We start from the raw sequence: 23,014 nt of genomic DNA on the forward strand, positions 1-23,014 counted from the left end.
TTGATAAGGTCGATACTTGTCCCTCTCCGTGGGAACGCTCCCACGGCATGTGGGACTTGCCCTGGTCAACCGTCCCGGCAGTCGCCAAACAGGCGCGACCGAGTGCGTCAGCGTCGGCGACAAGCACGAAGATGCTGGTGCAAGCGCCTGGAGGGCACCTCGCACCAGCATCTACCCCGCCGGCGGCCGGGCGCGGGCCATCCACCCGCCCCGACCACCCCGTAACGAGGCCCCTCAGCTCATCGGATACGGCGACCCGCAACTGCGACCGTTGGCATAGCCCGGCACATTGACGAAGGCAATGGCGTCGTACGCCACGTCCACCGTGCCGTCGGCACCGTCGACGATGTTGTCGAGCTGCACCTTGGCCCCGGGGTAGAGCCAGGTCCAGCCGAGCGAGACCCACTTGTCGTCGTATGCGGTGACGTTCTGGTCGATCTCGCAGACGATCTGGTGGTCGGACCCGCCGGCCCCTCCGTCGCCCTGGGAGATCACGTACTTGACTTGTTCGTTCGCCCCGTGCGAGGGCAGGTGGACGATAATCTCGTAGTCGTCGGAGGGCAGGTCGGTCGTCCATGTTCCCAGGACCCGGTGGTGCTGGGCGTCGGCCTCGTCGTACGAGTGCGTGAACCATGTGTGGCCGAGGTAGCCGGCGCCCAGTTGGTGCAGGTCGACCTGCCCGTAGAGCCCGGCGGTAGAGCCGAAGGGGCTGCCGGTGCGTAGCGTGAACTTGCCGCCCCTGGGTTGAGGCGCGCACCCGAGCCGGTTCACCCCGGACTCGTTGTTGAGGTTGTCGATGACGGCCGCCACCGTCCCGATGTCCGCCTGGAACGGCGCACACGAGGGCGAGTACACGTAGATGACCGGCGGCTCGGGCGCGTTCAGCGAGTGGGCGAGCTTCCCGGTAGCGCACTTGGCCGCGCAACCATCGCCCCAACTGGTCGTGCCGTGCCACCAGCAGTTCGAGTTCCAGGAGGGACACGGGTTGCTGGCATTGGGCGTGCAGTAGTTGACCGAACCGCAGAACTGGAAGCGACCGGGCAGTTGAAGGACGTCGCCGGAGCCCACGCCGAAGTTCGGCTCAGCGTACTTCGTCAGCGGGGGAATCCACTGCCACTGTGGGGTCTCCGCCCAGCCCATGATCTTCTCGGGATAGGACCAGTCGGCCGGGTGGCTGGCGTCGTCCAGGGAGGCGCGCAGGAACGGGGTGCGGTTCGCCGGGTAGTCTGGGTTGGCGGGGTTGTTGAACCAACCCACGCCGTACGGGCCACCCGTGTTCTGGTAGATCCCAGAGTTGTACCCCCAGACCGCGAGAAACCAGTTCTCGATGTACCGCGGGTCGCCGTTGTTCACTTGCGAACCGGTCGCCTGGACCTCCTGCCACTTCTGCACCAGGATCTTCAGCCCGGCTGCGATGTTCGCCATGTAGTCGACCGCAATGACCTCTTGCTGCTCGGAGCTGTACGACGTCTGTCCGCTGGCCATCCCGTCGGTTACCTGCGAGATGCCGTAGCCGCAGTCCGCCTCGCCGTAGTCGATGATCTTGATGTTCTCACCGTGGGGGCGGCTGCCGTAGTAGTCCGAGACCAGCGGATTTCCGGCGTCACCCGGCACCGCGTGCCACGACGCCTGCGCGAGGTTCGTCTCCTGCGCCAGGATCGCCAGCATGAGCTGGGCCGGAACGAGCGGCGAACCCGCCGGCAGGCTGAACATCACCTGCGGCTTGTAGGTGGGAATTCCGGGGATCGTTCGATCGACGCGCAGCAGGTTGTTCACCGCCAGGTCGACGGCCCACTCGACCTGGTTGGCGCTGGGCTGGAACACCTGGTAATACACGTTGTTCCGGGGGATCGCACACCTCGGTTGGCCCGGGTCCGGCGGAACGGCAAGGGCTGCCATGCCCGCAGGGACCGGCCCAGCCAGCACCGTCACGTCGGCCGCCGTCCGGCGCTCGGTGCGAACCAGACCCGACCGGACCGCGCCGGCCCTGGACGCCTGCACGGTGACACGCAGTTCGCCGTCCCCCCGCACCCGTTTGGACGTTCGCGCGTCCTGGCGCTCCGCCCTCATGCCGTGCACCACCAGGTGCCCCTCACGGGAGACCGCACGCGCCGGCCGGCTGCTGCGCAGCAGGACGAGATCCTTGGCCGAGCCCTTCGTCAGGCCGTCGATCTCCCCGATCAGGGCGTTGCGCCCCCCGGAGAGGCCGAGCAACTCCAACTGCTTGCCCGGGGAGGTGCCGACGTGGGTCAGCCGGCCCGCCCGGTAGCGGTACGCTGCCGACTGCTCCGCCTCGCCGCCAGGCTTGACGGTCAGTAGGTCGACAGCGCCATCGGCGGTCGCCCGAACGGCGTACGGTTGTCCACCCGGCGTGGCGAGTCGGGTGAGCCGACCGCCCTTGCCCACCCGAACCAGCTCCCCGCGGACCACGCCGTAGTCGCCGTCGGCGGCGGGCGCGGGCGTGGTGAACTGGGCCTTGATCCGCCGGACCTCGGTGACCCGGGCCGCCGCGGCATCGACGGTCAGTAGGTCGGTTTCCTCGTGGTCACGACCGATGGCCCGGGTGAGCAGGACCCGGTCCCCGGGACCACACGCCGGGTTGAAGTAGGCGAGCTGCACGCCACGGACCACCTGACGGGCCTTACCGGTCCGCACGTCGACCACGGCGGCGTACGCCCCGGCCAGCATTCGCGCCGGCTTGTTGGTCGCGATCACCGGGGCGTACACCACGGCGGCGTACCGGCCGGAGCCGGTGAGGCAGACGTAGCCGGTCCAGCTGCCGACCCCGTTCTGGCCGTCGTTGAGGGTGGCGAGGGTGGACCAGGCGAAGGCGTCCTTCTCCCGAGCCAGATAGACGTGGAAGCCGTTGGTGTCGCCGGCACCGGCGACCAGCAGGTCCGACGACCGCCGCCAACCCGGGCCCAGTACGGTCGCCGGGTCGGCGATGGACGCCTGGCTGCCCATGTCGGGCACCGGGGCGACCGGCGCAGCGGCGGAGACGGCCTGCGGGGCGACAGCAACCGTCGCGCCGAGAACGAGTGTCGACATCAGCGCCCGAAGGCGAGTGGCAAGCATGAACGGTCCTTCCTGGAGGGCGCGAGACAAACGCGGGGTGACAACTGACGTCAGTGCCAGTTGGAACATCCGCCGGTCGCGCCCGCACCGGTGCTCTCCGGGTCGGGGTCGACGTCCTGCGATGTCGGGTACGAGTCCGAATAGCAGATCTTCACCGAGTAGTCCCAGCTCGCCATGACCGTGCGGTAGGTCTTGGTCGTCCCGGCCACCAGCGTGAAGTGCGCGCCGGAACCATGGCGCAGGATCCCTCCCTTGCCGCCGTACTGCGGCTGCCACCACAGTTGCAGGTTCAGGTAGGTGAAGTCGCCCGGGTCGCGCTGGAACACGAACTCTCCCCAGGTCGCCCCGCAGCCTCGGGAGCGATAAATGGTGGCGCGCCCGTCGACATCGAGGGAGCCCATGTCGATCTCCCTGACCTTCACCTGGTCGTCCCGGCAGCCCCATTCGCCGGGCCAGTTGCCATTGCAGTCCCAGCCGCTGCAATCAGGCGCCGCCTGGGCCGGACGCGCCACGACGACGGTCGTGGCGAGAGTGAGAAGCAGAGCGGCCAGAAGTGCGGTCAGCACCGAACGCGGGCGTGCTCGGCCCATCGACGTACCCCCGTAACTAGGAAACCGACCGCAACCGTAGCGAGACACAGTGCAACAGCGACAGAGTTGTATGGATGAGATGCTTGTGGTAGACATCGACTCGCCCGCCGCCGTATCGGCCGGTGCACAACGGGGAGCACGAATTGACGATGTCGACATGACGCCCGGGTCCGACGACGCACGACCTACGCCGGACGACGCTCGGGTCGCTCACCCACCCACCCGGTCCCGCCGGATCTTGTTCGTTGCCGCCGGCGCCGTGGCGGCCGCCGCACTGGTCGGGGTGCTGGGCGTCACCGTGGGGCTCGGCGGCCCCGACGACACCACCCCGGCCGGAGACACCGCCGCCGCACCCTCAACCGACGAAACGAACGGCCCGAGCAAGCAGGGCGGCCCTGGCCCGACATCGTCGGCGACGGCCCCCGCGTCGTCCCCGCCCGGCCCTGCCGCCACTCCGGTGCCGGGCCGCTCGTTCGACTTCCAGGGCCGGCAGCCGATTCCTGGCGTCGACCCTGACCTGATCGTGGCCGACCTGACCCGGCGGTGGCAGCTCACCTTCACCTCGAGCGATCTGTACGGGGTGGGCACTCGCCGGTCCGGCGGGCGACAGGACAAGGAGAGCGGTCATCGGCAGGCGATAGTCATGGCCGACCAGAAGCACCGACTGCGGACCCTGCACTGTCGGGCCGGCAACCCCGACGGGAGCCCGCTCAGCGCCGAGGGCTGGCGGTTCCTCGACGACTGCGCGCTGCGGGCCTATCCCGCAGGAGCGAACCGCACCGCCCTCGCCTCGTGGCTGGACGACCAGTTGCCCCGGGGCGGGCCAGCGACGGCGCGAGGCACCGACCTGCGGACGGAGCAGACCACAATCGGTAGCTGCGGCGTGACGCTGGAGTACGGACCTGGGCTGGTCGCGGTGGAGGTATACGGGGCCAGCGGCTGAATCCGGTGGCTGGGCCCGGTCGTCAGCTCGTGACGTCCTTGCGGGTGAAACGCCAGAAGGCCAGCGACCAGAACAGGGTGGCGTAGGCGATCGCGGAAATACAGCCGCGCACCAGGTCGTCGGTCTGCACCGGCGTCGACAGTAGCCCCAGCCAGGCGTTGGCGTAGTGGGTGGGCAGGAACGCCCGGATCCCGCCGAGCGCCGTGATCTGGTCGAGAATGCTGGACAGGATCCACAGCAGCACCGCGCCGCCGACCGCGCCGAGCGCCGCGTCCGTGACGACCGAGAGCAGGAACGCGAGCCCGGCCACCGCCAGCAGGACGACCGCCAGGTAGCCGAGCACGGCCGCCAACCGCAGCAGCCCCTCACCCGGGTCGAGCTGGGCGGAGACCTGGCTGCGCAGCGGCTCCCAGCCGTACCGGAGGGTGCCCGCGAGCAGGGCGGTGCCGGCGAGCAGCAGCAGGGCCAACCCCGAGTACGCGAGCGCCACCAGCAGCTTCACCGCCAGCAGCCGGGCCCGGGGCACCGGCACGGCCAGCAGGTAGCGCAGGCTGCCCCAGCTCGCCTCGCTGGCCACCGTGTCGCCGCAGAACAGCGCCACCACCACGACCAGCAGGAACGACGCCGAGACCAGCAGCGAGAACAGGGTGAAGTTGAGCCCGCCCGAGGTGGCCAGGTCGGCGAGGCTGGAGAACTCGCCCCCGCCGCCGTCGTCGTCGTTGCCCGAGTCGAACTGGAACGCGACCAGCACGATCAGCGGCAGCAGCACCATGAACCCGAGCGCGAGCTGGGTGCGCCGCCGCGACGCCTGCCGGCGGAACTCCGCCGCGAACGGCAGGGTCGCCGACGGCCGGTAGCCGGCCGCCGCGCCCACCGTGGAAGACGACTGCGCCATCACCGGTCCCCGCTTCCCCGAGAGTTCTCGCCCACCAGGGCGAGGAACGCGTCCTCCAGGCGGCGGCGCGGCACCACCCGGTCCACCCCGATCCCGGCCCGGACCAGCTCGGCCACCACCTCGCTGCGGGCGGTGCCGTTGGTGTCCACCACCAGCTGCCCCTCGGCGTCGGGCAGCACGGTCACGCCGGCCAGCCGGCCCAGCACGTCGCGCGCCGCGTCGGGGTCGGTCACGTCGAACAGCACGCTCGGCGACTCGCCGACGATCTCCTCCACCGGGCCGGACGCGACGATCCGCCCCTTGTTGACCACCACCGCGTGGGTGCAGGTCTGCTCCACCTCGGCGAGCAGGTGGCTGGAGACCAGCACCGCCCGGCCGTCGGTGGCGTAGCGCTGGAGCACCCGGCGCATCTCCGCGATCTGCGGCGGGTCCAGGCCGTCCGTCGGCTCGTCGAGCACCAGCAGCTCGGGCAGGCCGAGCATGGCCTGGGCGATGGCGAGGCGCTGCCGCATGCCGTGGCTGTACTTGCGCGTCTTCCGGTGCACCGAGTCGCCCAGCCCGGCGATCTCCAGCGCCTCGTCGAAGTGCGCGTCCGCCCACGGCCGGCCGGTGGCCCGCCAGTAGGCCTTCAGGTTGTCCAGGCCGGACAGGTGCGGCAGGAAGCCGGGGCCCTCGACCAGCGCGCCGATGCGCGACAGCACCGGCGAGCCGGGCACCAGCCGCCGGCCGAAGACGTAGATCTCGCCCGCGGTGGGCTGGGTCAGCCCCATCAGCACCCGCAGGGTGGTGGTCTTGCCCGCGCCGTTGGGCCCGAGCAGGCCGACGACCTGGCCGGGGTGCACCTCGAAGTCGACGTTCGACACGGCGACGAAGCCGTCGGCGTACTCCTTGCGGAGCTGGCGCACGGCCAGCGGCGTGCCCGCGTACTCGGGATGCACGGAGCTGTCCTGGCGGCGGTGCCGGCGGCGGGCGACCAGGACGACCGCGGCGAGCCCGACCGCGATGGCGGCCAGCAGCCCGGCCAGCACCCAGCGCCAGACGACGGCCGTGGTGGGGATCGGCTCGCCGGCCACGGTCGGCAGCACGAGCGGGCCGTCGCCGGCCGCCACGGTGTAGACCGCCGGCTCGACCGGCGTCGTGTACGCCTGGTCGGACGTCGCGACCACGACCCGCAGCCGGTGCCCGGCCTCGACCCGGCGGACGATCGCCGGCAGGGTGACCGTGACCGGCTTCGCGGCCCCGACGTCGGCCGGCAGGCCGGTGAGCCGGACCGGGGCGACCAGCCCGTTGGGCAGGGTCGCCGCGCCCTGCGGGTCGACGTCGTAGAGCTTCACGAACAGCACCGCCTCGCCGCTGGCCGACGCGGCCCGCAGCGTGACGGTCGGCGAACCGGCCACGTCCACGGCCTCGTCCAGCGGCGCGGACTCGAACCGGGCGTGCTGGCCGGGCACGTCGCCGGCCACGCCGCCGAGCAGCGAACCGAGCGCACCGGCGAACGGGACCGAGGAGATGGCCGCCGGGTTGCCGTTGGGCGGGTTGGCGACCGGCTGGGCCGGGCCGGTCACCGCGACCTCGCGGCGCGCGTCGCCGGCCAGCCCCGGGTAGTCGGTGGTGCGGAAGCCGGTGGCGACCAGGCCGCGGTCGAGGGCGTCGAAACCGGCGATCCGCGAGTACGTGAAGTCGTCGCCGGGGGCCGCCCCCTCGCCCTTGACGTAGTGGTCGAGCCACTGCACGGTCAGGTACTTCACCCGGTCGGAGTCGTTGCGCGGCCCGTCGCCGCCGTCGTGGCCGCCGGTGAACCAGGCCACCCGGACCGGGGTGCCGGCGGCGGCGATGCCGCGCGCGTTGGCGTCGGCCTCGGCGAGCGGGAAGAGCGTGTCGGCCTCGCCCTGCACCAGCAGGGTGGGCGCCTTGATCCGGTCGAGCACGCCGGCCGGGCTGGATCGGCGGAGCAGGTCCACGGCCGCCTGGTCGCCCCGCCCGGTGGTGGCGATCCGCAGGTACGCGGCGCAGACGTCGGCGGCGAACCGGCCGCAGGACGGGTCGGCCGCCCCGGCCGGCGCGCGCCCCGAACCGGTGCCCGGCCCCGCGCCCGGTGCCGGGCTCGGCGGCCCCGCCGAGGCCGGGTTGCCCTCGGGCTGGGCGGCGGAGGTGCCGGAGAGCCCGGCCGGGCCGGAGCCGGCGTTGCCGCCGCCGCCGAAGAACAGCCCCGCCCAGCCCTTCTTGAACACGCCGGAGGTGGCGGGCCCGCCGGTGCTCTCCGGCAGGAACGCGCGGGACAGGTCGTTCCAGGTGATCATGGGGACGATCGCGTCGACCCGCTGGTCCTGGGCCGCCAGCAGCAGGGCCAGGCCGCCGCCGTACGAGCCGCCGACCACCCCCACCCGGGGGTCGCCGGCGGCGTCGGTGCGCACCTCGGGCCGGGCGGCCAGCCAGTCCAGCAGCCGCTGCGCGTCCCGCACCTCGTGGTCGGGGCTGTCCAGGTGGATCTGGCCGCCGCTGCGGCCGAAGCCGCGCGCGGTCCAGGCGAGCACCGCGTAGCCCTGGCCGGCGATCTCCTCGGCGTCGGAGCGGACCGACTCCTTGGTGCCGCCGAAGCCGTGCGCGAGCAGCACCGCCGGCACCCGGCGGTCCGCCGAGGCACCGTCGGGCAGGTAGAAGGTGGTGTCCAGGTCGACCGGCTCGTCGCCGGCCGGCCCGGAGCGCACGGTGATCATCGCGGGCTCGGCGCGGAAGCCGGCCTCGCCGGGCCGGGCCGCCCAGAGCACGGCGGCGGCCAGCAGCACGACCGCCACCGAACCGGCGACGATCCGGCGGGGGCGGGTGGCCAGGGCCCGTCGGACCGGTGCGGCCGACAACGGCGATCTCATGCGGCAACGGTACGGTGCGGATCCTGAGCGTTCGCTGAGATCCTCCGTACGTCCGTCCGGCCCGGCCGATCGGCGACCCGTTTTGATCGTTTGCGCAGCGTCCGCCGCATCCCAGCGGGATGAATTCGGATCACGTGAATTCCGATGTTCGACCGAAATCGCACCCGATCGGGCCATCTCCTCCGGGCAGTCGCCACCGAGGGTGTCGCATCGGTCGACACCAGGTGACATCGCTCGTAGTGACGCAAAACTGACCGGCCGGCGGCTCTGCGTGCCGGTGCCAGTCAGCTAGTTTTCCGGTCCGGTGAACGGGACTGCTCGGCAGGCCCGGCACCTGCCCGTATCCGCCGTCGCCGGAGGAGAACCCATGACCGTCCCCGCGCAGCGGGGCCCCCGACGGCCCAACCGCACCGGCCGCATCCTGCCGCTGGTGCTCGTGGTGGCGCTCCTCGCCCCGGTGGCGTTCCTCTTCGTCCAGCAGCGCCGCCACAGCGGCGAGGAACGCGACCTCATCGTCCGCGAGCGGCTCGGCGTGGAGTACCTGCGCGTCCTCGGACCCCTCACCCTCGCCCTGGTCGACGCGCAGTCCGCCGCCGTCGCCGGCCGGACCGTGTCCCGGGAGTCGCTCGGCCGGGCCGTCGAGGACGTCGCCGCCGCCGACGCCCGCCTCGGCGACGACCTGCGCACCCACGAGCGGTGGACCGGGCTGCGGGCCAAGCTGGAGGCCCTGCCCGAGAAGGGGCTGACCGACCCGCAGGCGACCTTCGCCGCGTACGGCGAGGCCACCGACCTGCTGCTGTCCCTGCACCGCAAGGTACGCGAGGCCTCGGGGCTGGTCCGGGACCGGCAGGCCGACTCGTTCTACCTCCAGGACGCGATCAGCGACGAGCTGCCCGAATCGCTCGTGGCGACCGGCCGGCTCGGCGACCTGGCCGCCGTCGCCGCCGAACTCCCCGACGCCCAGCGCATCGCCATGGTGTCCCAGCTCGGCGCCCTGTGGACGAGCGCCATCAGCCCCGCCAACGACCTGATCAACAACCTGCGCGCGGCCGTGGACAGCACGGACAGCACCAAGCTCGGCGCGAACGTGCTCGCCCCGCTGGACACCTACCAGCGCTCCATCGAGCGGCTCGGCGCGCTCGCCGCCCCGACCTCAACGGCCCGGCTGCAGGACGAGGCGGCGACCGCCCGCGCGCTCACCAACCTCATCGCCGCCCGCACCGCCGCGCAGGAGGCCGCCAGGCAGCTCCAGCCCGTCATCCTCGACGAGTTGGACGCGCTGCTGACCGACCGGATCGACCAGCTCGACCGGGAGCGCCGGCTCGCCGCCGGGGCAACCGTCCTGGCCGTCCTGCTGCTCGGCGCGCTCGGCGCGCTGATCGTCGCCCGCCGCGACCGACGGACCGGGCGGGACCGCCGACCGGCCGGCGGCGACACCGGCCCGCCGGCCGACGACGCCGGCTGGGACGACGCCCCGGCCGACCCCCGGGGGGCCGCCCCGGCCGGCACGCTCGCCCCGGTCGAGCCCCGGATGCTCCAGCCGGCCGGGCAGGGCCGCCCCGCCAGCGCCGAGCGGTGGGGGCCCTTCGATGCTCGCTAGGCTCCGCATCCGAGGCAAGCTCGCCCTGCTGGTGATCGTCCCGCTGCTCAGCATGGTCGGGCTCGCCGTGCCGATCGTCCTCGACCGGGTCGCCACCGCCGGGCGGGCGGCGGACACCGCCGAGGCCGTCCGGGTGGCCAGCCGGGTCGGCAGCCTCGTCCAGGACCTCCAGCAGGAGCGGCTGCTCTCCGTCGGTCTGCTGCTCGGCCGGGCCTCCCGCACCGAGGTGATCCAGAAGTCGGCCACCGTGGACGACCGGGTCGCCGACATCCGCGCCGAGCTGGGCGGCCAGCTCACCGACCGGGTCCGGCTCGCCCTCGACCAGGTACGGGGGCTCGCCGACGTACGCGCCGCCGTGCTCGCCGGCCGGGCCACCCCGGCCCGGGTCATGGAGGCCTTCGGCCCGCTCGCCGTGGAGCTGATCGACTCGCTGCGGCTGACCTGGAAGGTGGACACCACCACCCCCGTCGGTCAGCAGGTGCTGGCCCTGGACGGGCTGCTGCGCGCCGACGAGAGCCTGGGCGCGTGCGCCACGCTGATCGTCCTGGTCAGGGCGACCAGCGACCCGAAGACCGTCGCCAGCTACATCGCCTGCATGGCCGCGCTGAGCGTGGACACCGACCGGTTCCGCAGCCTGGTCACCCCCGAGCAGTTGGAGCTGGCCCTGCTGGACGACGCGGCGGTGGCCGCCCGGACCAGCCCGACGTTCATCGTCGACAGCGAGAAGGACCCCGTCGCCGCCGTCGCCACGGTGCCCCTGGACACGCTCTTCCCCTCCGTCCAGTCGATGATCACCCTCGGCCAGTTCGTGGAGAAGAAGATCGCCGCGGACGTCACCACGCAGGTGCGCGCGGAGGAACGGCGGGCGCTCGTCGCCGCCTGGGTGGTCGGCGTCACGGCGGCCCTGGTCATGCTCCTCGTGGTGCTGCTCAGCATGGCGGTGGCCCGGTTGGTCGCCCGCCCGCTGACCCGCCTCACCCGCTCCGCCGAACGGGTCGCCCGGGCCGCCGAGGCGGAGCTGGTGCGGGTCGCCGACGACGAGAGCGAGAACGTCCCGCCGATCCGCCTCGACCCGGTCGACGTCCGGGGCCGCGACGAGATCGGTGACCTGGCCCGCGCGTTCGAGCGCGTGCAGCACACCGCCGCCCGGCTGGTGGAGCGGCAGGTCGCCGGCCGGCGCAACGTGGCGCAGATGTTCGGGCACGTCGGGCGTCGTACGCAGAACCTGGTGGGCCGGCAGATCGCGCTGATCGACCGGCTGGAGCAGCAGGAGACCGACCCCGGGCGGCTGGAGCACCTCTACCGGCTGGACCACGTCTCCAGCCGGCTGCGCCGCAACGCGGGCAGCCTCGTGGTGCTCTCCGGCTCGACCGGTGCCGACGGGCACGTGGCCCCGGTGCCGCTGACCGACGTGGTCCGGCTCGCGCTCGGCGAGATCGAGGACTACACCCGGGTCGACGTGCAGGTCCCGGCCGGGGTGTCGGCGGCACCGTCCACCGTGGGTGACCTGGTGCTGGCGCTGGCCGAGCTGATGGAGAACGCCACCGTCTTCTCCCCGCCGCACACCCGGGTGGTGGTGACGGCCGAGCCGACCGGGCACGGCATGCGGTTGTCCGTGGTTGACCGCGGCATCGGCATGACCGAGGAGCGACTGGCCGAGGAGAACGCCCGGCTCACCCGCCGGGAGCGGCTCGACCTCGCCCCGACCGAGGTGCTCGGCCTCTTCGTGGTGGGCCGGCTCGCCCGCCGGCACGGGTGGACGGTGGACCTCGCCCCGACCACCGGCGGCGGGGTCACCGCCCGGCTGGAGGTCCCGTCGGCGCTGCTGGTCGTGCCGCACGCCGGCCAGGCCGTGGCCCCGGCGGCCGGGCCGGCCGCGCCGGACCGGCCGGGCGCGTCCGGCCGCCCGCAGCCGACCGGTTCCGGCCGGCCGCTGGCCGTCGCCGCCACCCCCCACCCCGGGCCGGCCGGCAAGCCGGTGGACGGGGCCGTGGCGCTCGGCGTGGCCCTCGGCGTGGACCGCGAGCTGCTCACCCGCGCCACCCGGTCGATGGAGTCGGGCGACTCCTGGAACGCCTTCGGGGCGGTCGCGGAGCCGCCGGCCGCCCCGACCGGGCGCGCAGGCGCCCCCACCCTGGACGCCCCGCCGACCGTCGGCGGCACCCCGGTCGCGCCCGGCGCCGCCGCTCCCCCGGCGGCCCCCGGCACCGTCCGGTCGTCCCGTGCCGCCGGTCCGGTCGGCGGGGCCGGCGGCACACCGGTCCTGCCGGCCCGCTCCCGGGGCACCTCCTTCCCGACCGGGCTGCGGCCCGGATCCGCGCCGCAGCCCGGCGAGGCGGCGCGGGGCGCGTCCGGCATCCGCCAGCGGGTGCCCGGCGCGAGCCTGCCCCACACCAGCCCGGTCGTCGGCCCGGTGGACGCCACCACCGCCGACCCGGCCGCCGCCCGCGCGCTGGTCGAGGAGTTCGAAGCCGGGGTACGCCGGGCCGAACTGCACCCCCCGGCGACGCCCCACCCGGCGACCGCTCCGCCGGTGTCGGCCCGCCCGGCTGCTGCTCCCCCGGTTTCCGTCCGCCCGATGGCCGCTCCCCCGGCGGCTGCGGCCCCGGCGGCGGCACCCCTGCTCGCCGGCCCTCCCCGGCTGACCCGTCGGGTCCCCGGTGCCAACCTGGCCGTCCCGCCCCCCAGGCCCGCTCCCCCGTCCGACCCCGGCGATCCGGGAGAGGTGCGCGACCTGATCAACCAGTTCGAGGCGGGCGTCGCCCGCGCGCTGCGTGAAGCCCGTCCTGACCGCCGCTACGAAGAGGGATCAACACGGTGACCAGCCCGTACCTGCACGAGAACGTCGAGCACCAGCACCCCACCGACCTCAGCCCCGAGGCCCGCACGTTCAACTGGCTGCTGGACTCGTTCACGTCCAGCACCGCCGGCGTGATGGAGGCGATCGCGGTCTCCTCCGACGGGCTGCTGATGGCCATGTCGGCGATCAAGGACCGGGCCAACGCCGAGCGCCTCGCCGCCGTGGTCTCCGGCATGACGAGCCTCGCCGGCGGCGCGGCGAGCTGGTACGCCCTCGGCGGCCTGAACCGGGTCATCGTCGACATGGCCGACGGCTACCTGCTGATCAGCTCGATCAGCGCCGGCTCGGTGCTCGGGGTGGTGGCCGACCGGTCGGCGAACCTCGGCACCGTGGCGTACGAGATGACCCTCTTCGCCGGGCGGGCCGGCAGCGCCCTCACCCCACGACTGATCGCCGAGCTGAAGAACGCCGTCCAGCAGTGAGCCCGGAGGTCGCCGGCACCGGGCCGGATCCGGAACCCGTCGTCCGGATCCGGCCCTACCTGCGGGCGCAGACCCCGGTCGACGGCGGGCCGGGCGGGTCGGCGGGCCTGCCGGGCGGCCCCGGGTATCCCGGCGGCCCGGGCGGCGCTTCCGGGTTCCCCGACGGCGCTACCGGCTTCCCCGGTGCCGACGCCGGCTTCCCGGGCGGCGGCCCCGGCTACCCGGGCGGCGGCCCCGGCTTCCCGGGCGGCCCTGGCGACGGCCCGCCCAGCGGTCCGGCGAGCGACCTGCCCGGCCGGCTGGACGCTCCCGATCCGCACCTGCCGGCCGGGCCACGCCCGTTCGTGCTCACCGCCGGCAGGGTGGCCGGGGTGGACCCGGCGATCAGCCTGGAGACCCAGGTGACCGCCCGGCCCGGTCCCGGCCACCGGGGGGCGGGGCCGGTCTCCCGGCTCTCCCCCGAACTCCAGGCGATCATCGCGCTCTGCGGAGAACCGATCTCCGTGGCGGAGATCTCGGCCCGGACCCGGCTGCACTTCGGCGTCACCCGGATCCTGGTCGGTGACCTCCGGGCCGCCGGCCACCTCGACGTGCACGTCAGCACCGCCAACGACGCCCTTGACCCCGACATCATCCTGCGAGTGATTGATGGACTCCGTGCGATCTCCTGAATGGCCGCCGGCCCCGCTGAGCGGGCTCTCCGCCAACAGCGCCGCCGCCCGCTACGGCACCCCGGCGGGTGCCACGCCGGCCACCGGACGCGCCGCCCCGCCGACCACCCCGGCACCGCCCGCCGGGCTGCGGCACGGCACGCCGAACGCCGGCCCGGGCCGGTCCGCGCCCCCGATCCCGGTCAAGATCCTGGTCGCGGGCGGCTTCGGCGTGGGCAAGACCACCACGGTCGGGGCCATCTCGGAGATCGCGCCGCTGACCACCGAGGCGGAGATGACCAGCGCCGGGATCGGCATCGACGACCCCGGCGCGCGGTCGGGCAAGACCACCACCACGGTGGCGATGGACTTCGGCTCCGTGACGATCGACCGCAGCCTCAAGCTCTACCTCTTCGGTACGCCGGGCCAGAACCGCTTCGGCTTCATGTGGGACGACCTGGCCCGGGGGGCGCTCGGCGCGCTGGTGGTGGTGGACAGCTCGCGGCTGGACGACTGCTATCCGGCGATCGACTTCTTCGAGCGGGCCGGGCTGCCGTTCGTCGTCGGGGTGAACGCCTTCGACGGCCGGCTGGCCGTGGACCTCCCCTCGATCCGGTGGGCCCTGGCCATCTCCGACCAGGTCCCCCTGGTGCAGTTCGACGCCCGGGACCGGCTCTCGGTGCGGGACGCCCTGCTGGTCGTCCTGGACCGGGCGCTGGACCGGGCCACCCGGGACAGGAGGGACTGAACCGGCCTGGTTCGGTCCACACGCGGAAGGGGTGGCGACATGAGAGGTGATCTCGACGAGACACTGGCCCGGCTCGCCCGACGTGAGGAGGCGCTCCGCCGCCGGGGCGCCGACCCGGGCGACGAGCCCGGCCGGGAGCCGGCGGCTCCGACCGTCCCGGCGCAGGCCGCGGGCCACCCGGTCGGCTGGGGCGAGCCGGCCGCACGGGCCGAGGCGCGACAGGATCCCACCCCGGCCGTACGGGTCGACGCCGGAGCGGGACCCGACGCGGGGACGGGAGACGCCGCCGCCCCGGCCACCCGTCCCCGGCTGGTGGGCGACGTCGGCCAGGACCCGGCGGACGCCCTGCCCCGCCGGACGGGCGGCGTACCGGCCCTGCCCGCAGCGCCGGCCCTCACCCACCCGGCCCTCGCTCAACCGGCCCTCGCCCAACCGGCCCTCGCCCAACCGGCCGGCGTCGCCGGGCGGGACCCGGTCGACGAGGTGGCCGAGGCGGTCGCCCGGGTGGTGGCGGCGCACCCCGGCATGACGGTCGCGCTGCGCGTGGAGCACGACGGGCAGGCGTACCCGCTGCGGGTCGGCTGGTCGAACGGGCGGGTGACCGTCGGCGCGGAGGCCGCGACCGTGCCGCCCCCGGTGTGGCCGCTGACGGTGAAGGCCGTGCCGGCGTGGCCGTCCGACGCCGACCGGCTGAAGGTGGACCCGGCGGCCCGGCTGGCGGAGCTGATCCGGCGCGACCCGTCGCTGCTCGACAGCACCGACCCCACGCGCTGACCCGGTGTGAGAGGGGGACCCTTCTCTACCGTAGGCGTTAACAGGGGGCCCTTCCTTGCGGCTAACCTCGGGCGATGGCCGCACCCGCACCCGAACTGACCCTCGTCGCCAGCCTGCGACCGGCCGCGCTGGACGGCCGGCGCGGCGTGGTGCGGCTGCACCCCGAGGTGTTGACGGCGCTCGCGCTGCGCCCCGGCGACCCGGTGCGGCTCACCGGCCGCCGGGTGACCGCCGGGATCGTCGCGCCGGCCGGGCCCGCCGCGAGCACGGCGCTGCTCTACGCCGACGACCTGCTCCTGGGCAACCTGGGCGAACGCGACGGCGGGCAGGTCACGGTGAGCCGTGCACCGGTGGTCCCGGCCCGCCGGGTGACCCTCACCGGGTCGGTGCAGGTCACCGCCGCGGTCTCCCCCGAGATGCTCCGCCTCGCGCTGCTCGGCAAGGTCGTCACCGTCGGCGACGACGTGTCCCTGCTGCCGCAGGACGTGCTGCCGGACGCCTCGGTGCGCGCCCTCGTCGCGGCGGCCCGGCACCGCCTGTCCAGCACCGTCGGGTACGCCTGGACGAGCACCCTGCTCACCGTGGCCGCCGCCGAGCCGGGCGTCGCCGCGCTGGTCACCATGGACACCGTGGTCGGCTGGGAGCACGGGCCGGCCACCCGGGCCGGCGGCTCGGCCGGGCCCGCCCACGCCGGCGCACCCGGTCACGCCACCGGGAACGGTCCAGCGGCCGGGCCCGACGCGACGACCGGGGCGACCGGGCCCGACGGGCGGGTCCCCGACGGCGACGACGCAGGGGCGGACGCCGCGCCCGCCGTGGACGAGCTGCCGGGGCTGCGGGCGCAGGCCCAGGAGCTGATCGAGCTGCTCGACCTCGGGTTCCACCACCGGGAGGTGCTGGGCCGGCTGGGCACCGGCGTGTCGCTCGGGGTGCTGGTCGCCGGGCCGGCCGGGTCGGGCAAGTCCGCGCTGGTCCGGGCGGTCGCCGCCCGGGTGGGCGCCCGGGTCCGCCTGATCTGGGCACCCGAGCTGGCCGCGCTCGCCAACGACGCGGCGGCCCGGCGGCTGCGCGCCGCCGCCGACGAGGTACGCGGCGACGGCCCCGCCGTGCTGCTGGTCACCGACGTGGAGGCGCTCGCCCCGGCCGACGACGCCGGCCCGGTGGCCACGGTGTTCCGCCAGGTGCTCGCCGAGACCGTCCGGGCCGGGGTGGCCGTGGTCTGCACGACCAGCCGCCCCGAGGCCGTCGACCCGGGGCTGCGCGCCCCGGACCTGCTGTCGCTGCGGATCACCGTGCCACTGCCCGACCAGGCGCTGCGCCGGGAGCAGCTGACCGTGCTGACCCGCCAGGTGCCGCTGGCCGAGGACGTCCGGCTGGACGAGGTCGCCGGGCGTACCCCCGGGTTCGTCGCCGCCGACCTGGCGGCGCTGGTGCGGGAGGCCGGGGTGCGGGCCGCGCTGCGGCAGAAGACGGCCGACGCGCCGACGGTGGCGATGGCCGACTTCGCCGCCGCCCTGGAGGTGGTCCGGCCGACGACGATGGCCGGGTCCACGCTGGAGCTGGCGGACGTCACCCTCGACGACGTCGGGGACATGGTCGAGGTCAAGCAGACGCTGACGGAGTCGGTGCTGTGGCCGCTGACCTACCCGGACACGTTCGCCCGGCTGGGCGTGCAGCCGCCGCGCGGGGTGCTGCTCTACGGGCCGCCCGGCTGCGGGAAGACGTACCTGGTGACCGCGCTCGCCGGCTCGGGGCGGGCCAACGTGCTCTCGGTGAAGGGCGCGGAGCTGCTGTCGAAGTGGGTCGGCGAGAGCGAACGGGCGGTCCGGGAGCTGTTCCGCCGGGCCCGGGAGGCCGCCCCGACGCTGGTCTTCCTCGACGAGGTGGACGCGCTCGCCCCGGTACGCGGCCAGGCCAGCGACGGGGGCACCACCGACCGGGTGGTCGCCGCCCTGCTCACCGAGCTGGACGGGGTGGAGTCGCTGCGCAACGTGGTGGTGGTCGGCGCGACCAACCGTCCCGACCTGGTGGACCCGGCGCTGCTGCGCCCGGGCCGGCTGGAACGGCTGGTGTACGTGCCGCCGCCCGACGGGGACGCCCGCGCCGAGATCCTGCGCGCCGCCGCCCGCAACGTCCCGTTCGCCGACGACGTCGACCTCGCGGCGCTCGGTGCCGGGCTGGACGGCTTCTCGGCGGCGGACTGCGCGGCGCTGGTGCGGGAGGCGGCGCTCGCCGCGATGCGGGAGTCGCTGACCGCGTCGACGGTCACGGCGGGGCACGTCGAGGCGGCGCGGCAGCGGGTCCGCCCGTCGCTCGACCCGGCCCAGGTCGCCTGGCTGGCCGCGTACGCGCAGGCCCGCGACGCGCGCTGAGGCCCGCGCCCCGCCGCCGGGCGGTGCCGGGATGCTCAGAAGGCGGGCGGGATGGCGTCGAGGGAGATCTCGGCGCGCACGGCGTCGCCGTCCTCGATCAGCTTCGCGCCGCACCTGCGGAGCACCGACACGGCACCGGAGTTGTCCGGGGTGGTCTCCGCCACCACGGTGTGCATCCCGGCCGCCGCCGCGAGGTCGAGCAGCTCGCGCAGGGCCACCGCGCCCACGCCCTGGCCCCGGGCCGAGCGGCCGAGCCAGATGCCCGTCTCCACCGTCCCCGGCTCGGCGCGGCGGGTCATCCGGATCATGCCCAGCACCTCGCCGCCGACGAGGACCGCGTACATGGCGGTGTGGGTGGGGCCGTCGAGGCCCGCCATGCCCGTGCGGTAGTAGTCGCGGAACGCCTCCCGCCGGGCGTGCGACCAGCCGGCCGGCGCGTCGACCGGGGGCATCACGTCGTCGGGCTCGGCCTCGGCGACGGCCACCGAGAGCAGCGGCTCCAGGTTCCGTTCGTCCACCGGCTCCAACCGGACCGTTCCCGTCACGTGCCGAAGTCTGCCGTCCCGCACCCGCCCGAGTCCACCCTTTGGCCTCCCTCGACCGGTCCGGCAGCAGCTACGAGCCGGTCGGCGGGCCGGCGGTGGCTCGACCGGGGCCGAACTCGCAGAGGACGACGGAGGCGTCGTCGGTGGCCTTGTGCCGGCGCAGCCGGTCCGGCCGGTCGCGCTCGGCGGCGCGGACCCGGTCGAGGAGCGCGCCGGGTCCCTCGGCGGCGACCAGGTCGAGCAGGCCGGCCCAGTCGAGGAGCCCGAACTGCTCGACGGCGCAGGAGGCACCGTCGGTGAGCAGGGCCGCCCGGCGCAGGCTCCCCGGGCCGCGCAGCGGCTCCGTGCCGGTGATCGCGTGGTACGCGGCGTCGGGGTCGGCGGCGGCGACCCAGTAGCCGTGCGTGCGGTTCATCCGCTCCCGCTGCAGCGTGACGGCCCGCCGGAACCGGGTGACCGGGTCGTCGCCAGCGCCTGCGGGCAGGGTGGACGCCGTGCGGCGCAGGTCGGCCACCGCGTGCTCCAGCCGGTCGTCGGTGACCGCGCGCACCCGGCCGCCGACGTCGAGCACCAGCGGGCTGTCGCAGAGCACGAGCCAGTCCGCCTCCCCGCCGCTCTCCCGCAGCAGGCAGACGGTCGACGAGGGGGTGCCGGGATGGTCGAGGTCGCAGTCGGTGCCGTGGTCGGCCCGTACCGCGAGGATCGCCGCGGCGAGGGTGCTCGCCAGGGTGGCGGCGGGCCGGGCGGCGGCGGCCAGGCCGATCCGGGCGGCGAGGTGCCGGACGTACCAGGCGGGGCCGTGGACGCAGCCGGTGTCGAAGCCCTCGGGCACGGTCGCGCCGTCCAGCACGCCGACCAGCGGGCCGAAGCGGAAGACCAGGTCCTCGTTGACGGCCCGGCCGGGTGCCGGCGCGGACGCCGACCGGACCCGCATCGTCGGCCCGGCCGACCCGGCGCGGGTGCCCGGCGCGGCCGCCGCCTCCGCCGGGGTCGTCCGCCCGGCCGTCGCGGTCCGCCCGGGCCGGGCGTCCCCGGCCGGTACGCCCCGGTGCGCTGCCGCCATCCGCCGCTCCCTCCGCCGGCTCGATTGTGCCGGGGATCGGGCGGCCAGGTGGCCGGGTTCGCGTGGTCAGCGCCGCCGGTTGCGGGCCCGGGACGAGCGCAACCGGCGCAGCCGGCCGACGAGGACCGGCTCGGCGGCCAGCGCGGCCGGATTGTCCAGCAGCCCGTTGAGCAGTTGGTAGTAGCGCGTCGCGGAGAGGCCGAAGGTGTCCCGGATCGACTGCTCCTTGGCCCCCGCGTGCCGCCACCACTGCTGCTCGAAGGCGAGGATGCGCAGTTCCCGCTCGGTGAGGCCGGGGGCGGCGGCGACCGGCTCGGCCGGGTCCGCTCCGGGCTCGGGCGCTCCCGGCTCGGGCTCGGGGGTGCCGGGCTCCGGCTCGCCGGTCACGGGTTCGGCGCGGGTGGCCGGGGCGGGGGTCGCGGCGTCCGGCGCGGACCGGGGTGGGGGGACGGTGACGCCCTCCCGGGTGCCCGTCGCCTCCCGGCCGCCGGGTCGCGCCGGCTCGGGCCGGTCGGTGTCGGCCGGGGCGGCGTCGGCAGGCGGCATGGCGGTCCTCACGCGGGCGGGCGAAGGGCCGGCGGAGCCGCGCCGGCCGGGGGATCCCCAGCCTAACCAGGGCGGACCCGGACCGCATCGGACGTGCGGTGCGGTCCGGGCCACTCGGTGCCACTGCTCAGGCGACGTCCCGCCGGCGCATGGTGACCAGCGCCGACCCGAGGGCGAGCACCAGCACGACGGAGAACAGGATCGAGGCGTGCTGCCAGGTCAGGTCGAAGGTGGCCGGCTTGCACTCGCCGTAGTACGTGGCGTTGCAGGCGTTCCAGTCCTCCAGGGTGACCTTCTTCGTCATCCAGGCGAGCCCGTACGTCGGCAGCAGCCACGCCTCGACGAAGCGCGCCCCCGCCATCGACATCACGATGCCCAGGCCGAACTGGCCGACCACGACGGCCCCGATCGCCCCGCCGAGGGCCATCGCGGTGTGCCGGCCCAGCGAGGCCAGCGCGAACCCGATGGTCGCCGCGACCATGATCAGCACCAGCCCGCGCAGCCCGGTCAGCGCGAACGACTGCCACGCCCCGGAGGTCATCTTCTCGGTGGTGCCGCGCAGCGTGCCGACGATCCAGAACCCGGCGGTCCAGAGCGTCGCGGCAGCCAGGGTCACGGCGACGAGCCCGGTGAGCAGCGCCGCCAGCTTGGTCAGCAGCACGGTGAGCCGCTGCGGCCGCCAGAGCAGCAGGTTCATCATCCCGCCGGAGCTCCACTCGGCGCCGACGAAGGACGCGCCGATCACGAACCCGAGCAGCGCCAGGATCGCGGTGAAGGTGACGATCATCTCCTCGAAGCTCGCCCGGAAGTCGAACGTCGACGGCAGGAACCACCGCGCCTCGATGCTCTCCGGCGGCGGCGGGGTGATCATCTCGCAGTCCGGCGGGAACCGGCCCTCCTGCTGCTGGTCCTGACCGGACGCCTTGGCCTGCTCGCAGGCCTTGCGCTCCTGCTCGGCCCAGCGCACCTGCTGCTGGTATTCCTGCTCGGCCTGCCGCTGGGCGGCGGCCTGCTGCTCGGGGCCGATCTTCTGGTTGGTGAAGAAGACCCCGACGAGGACCGCCCCGAGCACCAGCAGGCCGAGCACCGTCGCCCAGCGGGCGAAGCGCCGCTTGCCCAGCCGGCGCAGCTCCGTGCGATAGAGGCTCATGCGCCCCAACCTCCCCCGACGGCGCCGGACTGGCCCGCGTCACCGACCCTCGTGGACTGGTCGACCTGGCGGTGCTGCCCCGGCACGGGTGCGGTCGAGGTCAACTCCAGGAAGACGCTCTCCAGGTCGACCGTGACGGGGGCCAACTCGCTGACGTACAGGCCCTGGCCGGCGAGGATCCGGCTCACCTGGGCCGGCTTCTCGACGCCGGCGAGCATCAGGTGGTCGGGGTGGGCGGTGACCGCCACGCCCGCCCGGCTGAGCGCGTCGGCAGCCGCCGGCAGGTCGGTGACCGCCTCCAGCCGGACCCGCACGGCCCCGCCGGAGTGCTCGGCGAGCACCTGGTCGACCGGGCCGAAGGCGACCCGCCGGCCGAGCGAGATGATGGTGACCGAGTCGCAGATGAGCTGGATCTCGCCGAGGATGTGGCTGGACAGCAGCACGGTCATCCCGGAGGCGGCCAGGTCCCGGGTCAGCGTGCGCATCTCCCGGATGCCGCCGGGGTCGAGGCCGTTGGCGGGCTCGTCGAGGATGAGCAGCTTCGGGTTCTTGAGCAGTGCCGAGGCGACCGCGAGGCGCTGCTTCATGCCGAGCGAGTACGTCTTGACCCGCTCGCCGGCCCGGTCGCGCAGGCCGACCAGCTCCAGCACCTCGTCGACCCGGATCTGCGGCACCTCGCCCGCCCCGGCCAGCAGCGACAGGGTGTCGCGGGCGGTGAAGTGCGGGAAGAACTGGGGGCTCTCGACGATCGCGCCGACCTGGCCGACGACGGCGGGCAGGGCGGCGGGCACCTCCTGCCCGAGGATCGCCATCCGGCCGCCGTTGGGCCGGATGAGCCCGAGCAGCGTACGCAGCGTGGTGGTCTTGCCCGAGCCGTTCGGGCCGAGGAAGCCGTGCACCTGCCCCTGCTCGACCCGCATGTCGAAGCCGTCGAGGGCGTGTCGGACCCCCTGGCGGCGACTCTTGTATGTCTTGCGTAGACCTTCTATTTCCAGGACAGCTGACAAGCTGCGCCTCCCCCGATGAGTCGGTGACGACGCACACCATACGCGGTATGCAGAGGGAAGCAATACCCGGTATGCAGTACGGCGCGTCAGGCGATGACGACGTGGACGCCCGCCGCGCGGAACGCCTCCACCAGCTCCGGGTTCGCGCCCGAGTCGGTGACCAGCGTCTCCACCCGCTCGACGGGGCAGATCCGGGCGAACGCGTGACCGCCCAGCTTGGACGAGTCCGCGATGATCACCACCCGCTTGGCGCGGGCCACCATCAGGTTGTTCATCGCCGCCTCGCCCTCGTGGTGGGCGGCGGCGCCGAGCTGCGGGTCGATCGCGTCCACGCCGAGCAGGGCGACGTCCAGGGTGACCTCGCGCAGCAGCGCCCCGCCCAGCGGGCCGACCAGCTCGAACGACTTGGGCCGCACCACGCCGCCGGCGACCACCACCTTCATCCGGGAGCGCACCAGCAGCTCGTTGGCGATGTTGAGCGCGTTGGTGACGACGGTGAGCTGCGCGCCCTCGGCGCTGGTGTTCAGGTCGGGCCGGACGGCCAGCGCGCGGGCCACCTCCGTGCTGGTGGTGCCGCCGTTGAGGCCGACCACGGTGCCCGGGGTGACCAGCGCGGCGGCGGCGGCCCCGATCCGCTGCTTCTCCGCCGAGTGCTTGGCCGTCTTGTAGCGCAGCGGCAGGTCGTAGGAGACGCCGTTGGCGACCGCGCCGCCCCGCGTCCGGGTGATCATCTGCTGCTGGGCGAGCTGGTCGAAGTCGCGCCGGATGGTGGCCTGGGAGACGTCCAGCCGCCCGGCGGCCTCCTCCACGCTCACCCGCCCGCTGTCAGTGAGCATCTCCAGCAGCGCGTTCCATCGGGCGTACCGGTCCACTGCGGCACCTCCACTGACTGCACGAAGGGTGA

At 74.5% G+C, this 23,014-nt stretch carries 18 protein-coding genes; 8 read left to right on the plus strand and 10 right to left on the minus strand.

Annotated features, from left to right (window positions below):
* Nucleotides 1-234: 234 nt before the first annotated feature.
* Nucleotides 235-3,075, minus strand: coding sequence for a carbohydrate-binding protein (locus tag GA0070558_RS09820; RefSeq protein WP_141722188.1), 2,841 nt, complete (start codon nucleotides 3,073-3,075; stop codon nucleotides 235-237).
* Nucleotides 3,076-3,125: 50 nt separating this feature from the next.
* Nucleotides 3,126-3,641 (minus strand): hypothetical protein, encoded by a 516-nt coding sequence (locus GA0070558_RS09825; protein WP_091277889.1) that lies wholly within the window; start codon nucleotides 3,639-3,641, stop codon nucleotides 3,126-3,128.
* Between the two features lie 262 nt (nucleotides 3,642-3,903).
* Here GA0070558_RS09825 and GA0070558_RS09830 point away from each other — a divergent pair, with 262 nt between their 5' ends.
* On the plus strand, nucleotides 3,904-4,608 hold the full coding sequence (locus GA0070558_RS09830; protein ID WP_141722189.1) for a hypothetical protein: 705 nt from the start codon (nucleotides 3,904-3,906) through the stop codon (nucleotides 4,606-4,608).
* A 22-nt stretch (nucleotides 4,609-4,630) separates the two neighbouring features.
* Here GA0070558_RS09830 and GA0070558_RS09835 read toward each other — a convergent pair whose 3' ends face one another.
* Nucleotides 4,631-5,503, minus strand: a complete 873-nt coding sequence (locus GA0070558_RS09835; RefSeq protein WP_077938115.1) for a DUF2705 family protein — start codon at nucleotides 5,501-5,503, stop codon at nucleotides 4,631-4,633.
* Complete coding sequence (locus GA0070558_RS09840) at nucleotides 5,503-8,373, minus strand: alpha/beta fold hydrolase (RefSeq protein ID WP_091277893.1); 2,871 nt, start codon at nucleotides 8,371-8,373, stop codon at nucleotides 5,503-5,505. The genes GA0070558_RS09835 and GA0070558_RS09840 overlap by 1 nt, the downstream gene beginning before the upstream one ends.
* A gap of 367 nt (nucleotides 8,374-8,740) precedes the next feature.
* Between GA0070558_RS09840 and GA0070558_RS09845 the strand changes: the two genes are divergently transcribed.
* The 7 genes from GA0070558_RS09845 to GA0070558_RS09880 all read left to right on the plus strand — a co-directional run bounded on the left by GA0070558_RS09845 (nucleotide 8,741) and on the right by GA0070558_RS09880 (nucleotide 17,799).
* Nucleotides 8,741-9,973: a hypothetical protein gene (locus GA0070558_RS09845; protein ID WP_091277895.1), complete on the plus strand. Its 1,233-nt coding sequence runs from the start codon at nucleotides 8,741-8,743 to the stop codon at nucleotides 9,971-9,973.
* Nucleotides 9,963-12,794, plus strand: coding sequence for a sensor histidine kinase (locus tag GA0070558_RS09850; protein WP_091277898.1), 2,832 nt, complete (start codon nucleotides 9,963-9,965; stop codon nucleotides 12,792-12,794). The genes GA0070558_RS09845 and GA0070558_RS09850 overlap by 11 nt, the downstream gene beginning before the upstream one ends.
* On the plus strand, nucleotides 12,791-13,255 hold the full coding sequence (locus GA0070558_RS09855; RefSeq protein WP_077938110.1) for a roadblock/LC7 domain-containing protein: 465 nt from the start codon (nucleotides 12,791-12,793) through the stop codon (nucleotides 13,253-13,255). Before GA0070558_RS09850 ends, GA0070558_RS09855 begins: the two co-directional genes overlap by 4 nt.
* Nucleotides 13,252-13,926 carry a DUF742 domain-containing protein gene (locus tag GA0070558_RS35180; RefSeq protein ID WP_439709584.1) on the plus strand — a complete coding sequence of 225 codons (675 nt, stop codon included), beginning with the start codon at nucleotides 13,252-13,254 and terminating at the stop codon, nucleotides 13,924-13,926. The genes GA0070558_RS09855 and GA0070558_RS35180 overlap by 4 nt, the downstream gene beginning before the upstream one ends.
* Complete coding sequence (locus GA0070558_RS09870) at nucleotides 13,904-14,653, plus strand: GTP-binding protein (protein ID WP_077938109.1); 750 nt, start codon at nucleotides 13,904-13,906, stop codon at nucleotides 14,651-14,653. Before GA0070558_RS35180 ends, GA0070558_RS09870 begins: the two co-directional genes overlap by 23 nt.
* Nucleotides 14,654-14,692: 39 nt before the next feature.
* Nucleotides 14,693-15,427 carry a hypothetical protein gene (locus GA0070558_RS09875; protein WP_091277902.1) on the plus strand — a complete coding sequence of 245 codons (735 nt, stop codon included), beginning with the start codon at nucleotides 14,693-14,695 and terminating at the stop codon, nucleotides 15,425-15,427.
* 74 nt (nucleotides 15,428-15,501) lie between these two features.
* Complete coding sequence (locus GA0070558_RS09880) at nucleotides 15,502-17,799, plus strand: AAA family ATPase (protein ID WP_091277904.1); 2,298 nt, start codon at nucleotides 15,502-15,504, stop codon at nucleotides 17,797-17,799.
* Between the two features lie 35 nt (nucleotides 17,800-17,834).
* On the opposite strand, the gene GA0070558_RS09885 is transcribed toward GA0070558_RS09880, so the two are convergent.
* From GA0070558_RS09885 to GA0070558_RS09910, 6 genes are all read right to left on the minus strand, one after another.
* Nucleotides 17,835-18,344, minus strand: coding sequence for a GNAT family N-acetyltransferase (locus GA0070558_RS09885; RefSeq protein WP_077938106.1), 510 nt, complete (start codon nucleotides 18,342-18,344; stop codon nucleotides 17,835-17,837).
* Nucleotides 18,345-18,414: 70 nt separating this feature from the next.
* Complete coding sequence (locus GA0070558_RS09890; RefSeq protein WP_091277906.1) at nucleotides 18,415-19,407, minus strand: hypothetical protein; 993 nt, start codon at nucleotides 19,405-19,407, stop codon at nucleotides 18,415-18,417.
* A 66-nt stretch (nucleotides 19,408-19,473) separates the two neighbouring features.
* The gene (locus GA0070558_RS09895; protein ID WP_077938104.1) at nucleotides 19,474-19,953 is read right to left on the minus strand and encodes a DUF3263 domain-containing protein; all 480 of its coding nucleotides are present in this window, start codon (nucleotides 19,951-19,953) and stop codon (nucleotides 19,474-19,476) included.
* Between the two features lie 127 nt (nucleotides 19,954-20,080).
* Entirely contained in the window at nucleotides 20,081-21,103 is a 1,023-nt protein-coding gene (locus tag GA0070558_RS09900) for an ABC transporter permease subunit (RefSeq protein WP_091277909.1), read from the minus strand.
* Nucleotides 21,100-22,110 (minus strand): ATP-binding cassette domain-containing protein, encoded by a 1,011-nt coding sequence (locus tag GA0070558_RS09905; RefSeq protein ID WP_091277911.1) that lies wholly within the window; start codon nucleotides 22,108-22,110, stop codon nucleotides 21,100-21,102. Before GA0070558_RS09905 ends, GA0070558_RS09900 begins: the two co-directional genes overlap by 4 nt.
* Nucleotides 22,111-22,196: 86 nt before the next feature.
* Nucleotides 22,197-22,982 carry a DeoR/GlpR family DNA-binding transcription regulator gene (locus tag GA0070558_RS09910; protein WP_091277912.1) on the minus strand — a complete coding sequence of 262 codons (786 nt, stop codon included), beginning with the start codon at nucleotides 22,980-22,982 and terminating at the stop codon, nucleotides 22,197-22,199.
* Nucleotides 22,983-23,014 lie beyond the last annotated feature (32 nt).

Origin of the sequence: Micromonospora haikouensis (genome assembly GCF_900091595.1) — a bacterium.
Classification (GTDB): domain Bacteria; phylum Actinomycetota; class Actinomycetes; order Mycobacteriales; family Micromonosporaceae; genus Micromonospora; species Micromonospora haikouensis.

Coding starts and splice junctions, on each gene's coding strand:
- GA0070558_RS09820 (WP_141722188.1), bottom strand. CDS start 3,075: ATGCTTGCCACTCGCCTTCGGGCGCTGATGTCGACACTCGTTCTCGGC.
- GA0070558_RS09835 (WP_077938115.1), bottom strand. CDS start 5,503: ATGGCGCAGTCGTCTTCCACGGTGGGCGCGGCGGCCGGCTACCGGCCG.
- GA0070558_RS09840 (WP_091277893.1), bottom strand. CDS start 8,373: ATGAGATCGCCGTTGTCGGCCGCACCGGTCCGACGGGCCCTGGCCACC.
- GA0070558_RS09845 (WP_091277895.1), top strand. CDS start 8,741: ATGACCGTCCCCGCGCAGCGGGGCCCCCGACGGCCCAACCGCACCGGC.
- GA0070558_RS09850 (WP_091277898.1), top strand. CDS start 9,963: ATGCTCGCTAGGCTCCGCATCCGAGGCAAGCTCGCCCTGCTGGTGATC.
- GA0070558_RS09870 (WP_077938109.1), top strand. CDS start 13,904: ATGGACTCCGTGCGATCTCCTGAATGGCCGCCGGCCCCGCTGAGCGGG.
- GA0070558_RS09875 (WP_091277902.1), top strand. CDS start 14,693: ATGAGAGGTGATCTCGACGAGACACTGGCCCGGCTCGCCCGACGTGAG.
- GA0070558_RS09880 (WP_091277904.1), top strand. CDS start 15,502: ATGGCCGCACCCGCACCCGAACTGACCCTCGTCGCCAGCCTGCGACCG.
- GA0070558_RS09890 (WP_091277906.1), bottom strand. CDS start 19,407: ATGGCGGCAGCGCACCGGGGCGTACCGGCCGGGGACGCCCGGCCCGGG.
- GA0070558_RS09895 (WP_077938104.1), bottom strand. CDS start 19,953: ATGCCGCCTGCCGACGCCGCCCCGGCCGACACCGACCGGCCCGAGCCG.
- GA0070558_RS09900 (WP_091277909.1), bottom strand. CDS start 21,103: ATGAGCCTCTATCGCACGGAGCTGCGCCGGCTGGGCAAGCGGCGCTTC.